Below are 4979 nucleotides of genomic sequence, written 5' to 3'. Positions count from 1 at the left end.
ACTAACCGATAGAACGATAATGCCTTTAATCGTATTGATAAAGGGTTCAAAACCGTAATAACCAAACTGGTAGCGCCGACTGGGGCCTTCCTGAATTAAGGCTGCCACCTTGAGACTGACAAAGCTCATGGTCATGGTCATGAGGGAGTAAAACCCATCCAGCAAGATAGCGCCAGAATGGGTATAGAGTCCAAACACTGCACCCAGAACGGCAAAGACGGCAGATCCCATAATGGAAAGGGTCAAGGCCCATTGCTCTTGCGTGCCCTGATCGGGCGGGGTTGTGGTCGTAGCTATCATGTTGCGGTCCATCTGTGATTAGCGAGAGGACCGCTGTTGATATCCAGGCCATTCCAGCACAACGACTTCTTCCCGCAATTGTTCGCCCGTGACGCTGGATAAGCGAGTTCGGAATAGCTCTACATCCCGGACTTTATAGCCTAGTTCTTCGGCAATGGCCGCCAACAACTCCCCAGTTCGAATTAAAACCTGAAGAAAAGAGGCTTGATCACCCACGACGTAGGCTAGTTGGGCTCCCGGCTTCAGAATAGGACGCAAGTTCGCAAAGTGGCGTTTCATGCCCCCGAAGTAGAGGGAGGTAACCCTATGATATAACTTCTCAAACCCGGAATCCTTGCCCAATTCTAGGCGGCGGCGTTCGATGGTGGCGGCGAGTTGGGTAATTTGTGGGGTTCGGGCGACCCATAAATCATCCCGATCAGCGGCAAACGCATTGCGAGTATTGGAGCGAAGCAAAGACTGTTTATAGGATTTGAGGTCAGAGGGATCCTGGAGAAACCCGAGCAGTACAGACTCTAACCGGGTGGTGCGAGTATAGTCTTTTTCATTGGGATAAGGAGGAGAGGTGATCACTGCGTCAATCGATTCGGGTTCAATCGCCCGGGTTAAATCCCTGGCATCCTGGCGATAGCAAGCGGTCGGTGGCGATGGACCCTTTACCGATTCTAAATCTGCTGTCATGGTGTCTACCTGCTGATGCCAGGCGGATAGGACCGGAGCATCCTGTTTTCGCCTGCGGCTAATACTCACCTCTGGTGCAAATCTGAGGTTGCTGGCGGTGTGGACGCTGGTATGGGCGAGAGCGAGCTGAAGAAGATGTCGCAGTGGCAGATTGGGTTCAGCATCGATGGCATCCCGTAAGACCAGACATTTATGGAGGGGCAGATCACCAATGGAGTTTTTAAGCAGGAGCGATCGCGCTTCCGGTGCCAGCTTTTTTAGGTGAGTTGTATTTTTAGGTGTAATGTCGTCGGCCAGGCGATCGCAAATCCGTTCTGTAGCCACTCGCACCTGATCCGGGTCAACGGTCCAAGTGGTTTTTGTCCGCGAGGCAAACCAAGACATAGGCGTTGCTTCAGTACCAACAGCAGGAATGCCCTGCTTCTTAGCTTCCACAATGGTTGTCCCGGTGCCGCAGAAAGGATCTAGGATTGTGCTGTTTTCAGTTAGATCGAACTTATCGATGTAGGTCCGTACCAAATGGGGTGGAAAGGACAAGATAAAGCGATACCAGTCATGGAAGCTGCGATCGCACGCCTGCAAACGGTTCAGGTTCAGGTCCTTGGGATTAGAAACGTCCATTAAGAGGATTGCGATCTCGTCTTCGTAACAATCCGATCAAAATACCAGTTCAGCCCTGGGGCTAAAACACTGTGCAGCTTGGCCAATAGCCCCATTTCTAAACCAGGGGCTACCACAAACTTTTGGTGTTTAATCCCTTTGACAATCTCTTGGGCCACATCTTCCGGCTGCCACATCTCCGCAGAGGCGGTGATATTTTTTGTTTCTGGAGGCTTGGTTTTATTCTCCGCTTCCAGTTGGGGCGTATCCGTATCGGGCGGATAAACAATCGACAAACCAATCCCAGTCCCTTTCAGTTCTCCCCGTAAAGATTCGGCTAACCCTCGCAGTGCAAACTTACTAGGGCTGTAGGGGGTATAGCCAAAGAGTCCTACCAATCCTGCTCCTGACGAGATCAACACAATATGTCCCCGCTGACGTTCCTCCATGAGAGGCAAAACCGCTTTGATCGCATACAAGGTACCAAAGTAGTTGACCGCCATCGTTTGCTCAAAAACCTCTAGCGGTATTTCTTGAAAATAGCCTGGACGAGCTATCCCTGCAGCGGTAATTAAAATATCGGGCGGTCCCAGTTGAGCCGTTGCGGTTTGAATGGCTTGAGTTAAGGCTTCCCGGTCAGCCACATCCGCAGCCAGTGCTACAGCCTGCTGGTCTGGCTGGATCTGAGACGCTGTGATCTCTTGAACTGCGATGTCTAATTGACTCGGTGTGCGAGCAATCAAGGAGAGATTGGCCCTCTGACTGGCAAGGAGGCAGGCAGTGGCTTTACCAATGCCACTCGATCCACCCGTAATCATGATATGGCGCTGATTAAAGTCCATTCGCTGACTCAAAGATTATCCTTAACGATAGAAAGTGACCTGGAACGCTCACCCTTAGCGATGAACAATTTGCCGTAATAGATAATTCCAGATCTCTGGAATCGGGTGACGAGGTTGGCTGAGGTGAGAGGTTTCGCCCGTGAAAGCCATCTTCCATTCTCCCTGCCCATGAACCAATTTGGTCAGCCCACAGGTAGGAAAACGAACAGGAGGGCGTTGTTTGACTAATCCCCAAACCGTCCCTTTGCCAATTAACTCATGGGTAACAATCAGCAGCGACCCCGAGAACGTGTTCACCAGCCGCTGAATGGTTTGTCCAGCTCGGGAAAGGGCTTCCTTATGGGTCTCTGGAAAGGTGGGGATAATTTGGCTGTCATAGCGTCGATCAATTTGAGGAAAGCGATCGGCCATTTCGCCGATAGGTAGGGGATCTGGGCGATGCTTAAACCGCTTAGAACGCATATGTTCCCCTAGACCCGCTTCAAGCTGGATGGGCAAATTGAGTGCCGTCGCCGTATGGGCAGCGGTGACGACCGTTCGCAGAAAAGGCGAAGCGATAATGTGCTCAATGGACTCTGACTGAAGACGTTCAGCCAAGTCTTGAGCTTCCACCACCCCGGCGGCTGAAAGGCCTGGATCATAAGGGCGCTCTGCTCGTGAGCGCCAGCCTAAATCAGCATAATCTTGGCGATGGCCATGCCGTGCAATCCAAACCACCTCAGCCATATGGGCACCCCCAATTAAGCCAGGATTTCAGTCTCAATCTTGGCTAGGGAAGTGGCAAGGGTGTCTACCGTTTGGCGAATTTGCGCTTCGGTATGGGTGCTGCTGAGGAAGAAGCGGAGTCTCGCCTCATTTTGGGGCACCACGGGAAAGGTCATCGGTTGAACATTAATCCCTTGGTGAAACAGCTGCTGCGACAAATGCAAGGCTTTCAGGGTCTCACCCACCATCACGGGAATCACAGCTGAACCATGACTGGTGCCGGTATTCAGTCCTTTCTCTTTCGCCAAGTCGAGGAATAATTGAGCCCGAGCATGGAGCCGAGCCACACGCTCAGGTTCTTGTTTCAAAACTTGTAGCGCGGCTAAAGAGGCAGCGGTATTCGCGGGGGTAATGCCAATACTATAGATAAATCCAGGTGCGGTGCATTTGAGATATTCGATTAGGGGCTGGGAACCCGCAATATATCCGCCACAACTGGCAAAGGATTTGCTCAGGGTGCCCATCCAAATATCAACGGTCTTGGGGTCAATGCCAAAATGCTCACTAATGCCCTGACCATGCTCGCCCAAAACACCAATCGAATGGGCCTCATCCACCATCAAAAAAGCTTTGTGGCGTTCTTTGAGTTCAATAAATTTGGGTAAATCGGGAATGTCACCATCGGCACTATAGACGCCTTCAATAACGACCAAAACTTTCTGGTAGCGCTGGCGATGCTGCTTTAGGAGTCTTTCCAGATCGGCTACATCATTGTGGGCAAAGGAAATGGCTCGCGCCCCCGATAGCATGCAGCCCAGAAAAATACTGTTGTGACTATAGGCATCGTAGAGAATTAGATCATTGCGACCAAATAAGTGGCCAATGGTCGTGACATTGGTGCCGTGACCGGCAACGTAGAGAACGGCATCATCTACACCGATAAAATCGGCAATTCCTTGTTCTAGCTCTAGGTGTAAAGCTTTTTCTCCCGAAACAGGGCGACTGGCGGATACAGAAGTGCCATAGCGATCAATCGCCTGTTTGGCTGCGTCTGAAACCGTTGGGTGTCCAGCTAACCCCAAGTAGTTGTAGCTGGAAAAGTTAATCAGTTCTTTGCCATCAATTCGCGTTGTATCCCTGGCAATCCCTTCATGAACGGAAAAGTACGGGTTGCGGATGTTGTTGGCTTGCAGTTGGGTCTGCTGTTCTTTGAGCTGGAGATATTCAGGATAGAGATCAAAGCGATAGTGCTCGGGGGGAATCTCCGGTTCGGCTTCAGCTTTTTTCTGCAATAATTCCGCCAGCAATTCGCGCTTTTCTTCTGCGGAGAGGTGATCCAGGGAATTAGACGAATTACTCATGGGCAACATTATGCTCTGACAACATCGTGTTCAGCAGGCCATCCACTTCATCGTCACTCAAAACATCCAATTTCGATAGGAGTTCATCGGCATCTGCGGGTAGGGCTGAGGTCATGGAACTGCCCTTATTATCGGTTACTAAGTGCTCTGATAATTCACGAATATTGGAATAATCTAGAACCATCATGGGATCCAAACGGCGACCGAGAAAATGTTCGAGTTCACCTGAAATATTAACGACCTCTACAGAGTTCATTCCATAGTCAATAAAATCCACATCGATATCGATCTCCTCTGGACTCATTTCCAGAGAGGTTGCCAAGTGTTTGATTAACCAGGCTTGAATGTCTGTCACTGTAAGAGAGGTTTGTGACGCTGAAACAGTTTGCGCTTCAGCCACAGCGACCGTGCTCTGATAATTTTCCTGGATTGGCATATTGTTTTTACTCTAATTGCTTAAACAACAGGTTAAACCGAATTGTGAATTTAA

At 50.2% G+C, this 4979-nt stretch carries 6 protein-coding genes; all 6 read right to left on the bottom strand.

Annotation, left to right across the window (positions count from 1 at the left end; translation table 11 throughout):
• A partial coding sequence (locus Q0991_RS19555) for a cation transporter (RefSeq protein ID WP_299491673.1) occupies positions 1 to 300 on the bottom strand: 300 nt, incomplete at its 3' end.
• A gap of 18 nt (positions 301 to 318) precedes the next feature.
• Positions 319 to 1602 carry a DNA methyltransferase gene (locus Q0991_RS19550; RefSeq protein ID WP_299491671.1) on the bottom strand — a complete coding sequence of 428 codons (1284 nt, stop codon included), beginning with the start codon at positions 1600 to 1602 and terminating at the stop codon, positions 319 to 321.
• Positions 1602 to 2423, bottom strand: coding sequence for an SDR family oxidoreductase (locus Q0991_RS19545; protein WP_366525015.1), 822 nt, complete (start codon positions 2421 to 2423; stop codon positions 1602 to 1604). Before Q0991_RS19545 ends, Q0991_RS19550 begins: the two co-directional genes overlap by 1 nt.
• 54 nt (positions 2424 to 2477) lie before the next feature.
• A complete protein-coding gene (locus Q0991_RS19540) occupies positions 2478 to 3149 on the bottom strand; it encodes a histidine phosphatase family protein (protein ID WP_299491667.1) in 672 nt (223 codons plus the stop codon).
• A 14-nt stretch (positions 3150 to 3163) separates the two neighbouring features.
• Complete coding sequence (locus tag Q0991_RS19535; protein WP_299491664.1) at positions 3164 to 4489, bottom strand: aminotransferase class I/II-fold pyridoxal phosphate-dependent enzyme; 1326 nt, start codon at positions 4487 to 4489, stop codon at positions 3164 to 3166.
• Complete coding sequence (locus Q0991_RS19530; protein ID WP_299491661.1) at positions 4482 to 4925, bottom strand: acyl carrier protein; 444 nt, start codon at positions 4923 to 4925, stop codon at positions 4482 to 4484. The genes Q0991_RS19535 and Q0991_RS19530 overlap by 8 nt, the downstream gene beginning before the upstream one ends.
• Between the last annotated feature and the right edge of the window lie 54 nt (positions 4926 to 4979).

The sequence above is a fragment of the Acaryochloris sp. IP29b_bin.137 genome (genome assembly GCF_028285745.1).
Taxonomy (GTDB): domain Bacteria; phylum Cyanobacteriota; class Cyanobacteriia; order Thermosynechococcales; family Thermosynechococcaceae; genus Acaryochloris.
Note: the sequence above shows the minus strand (reverse complement) of the source record. Positions and strands in the feature narration are given on the sequence as shown.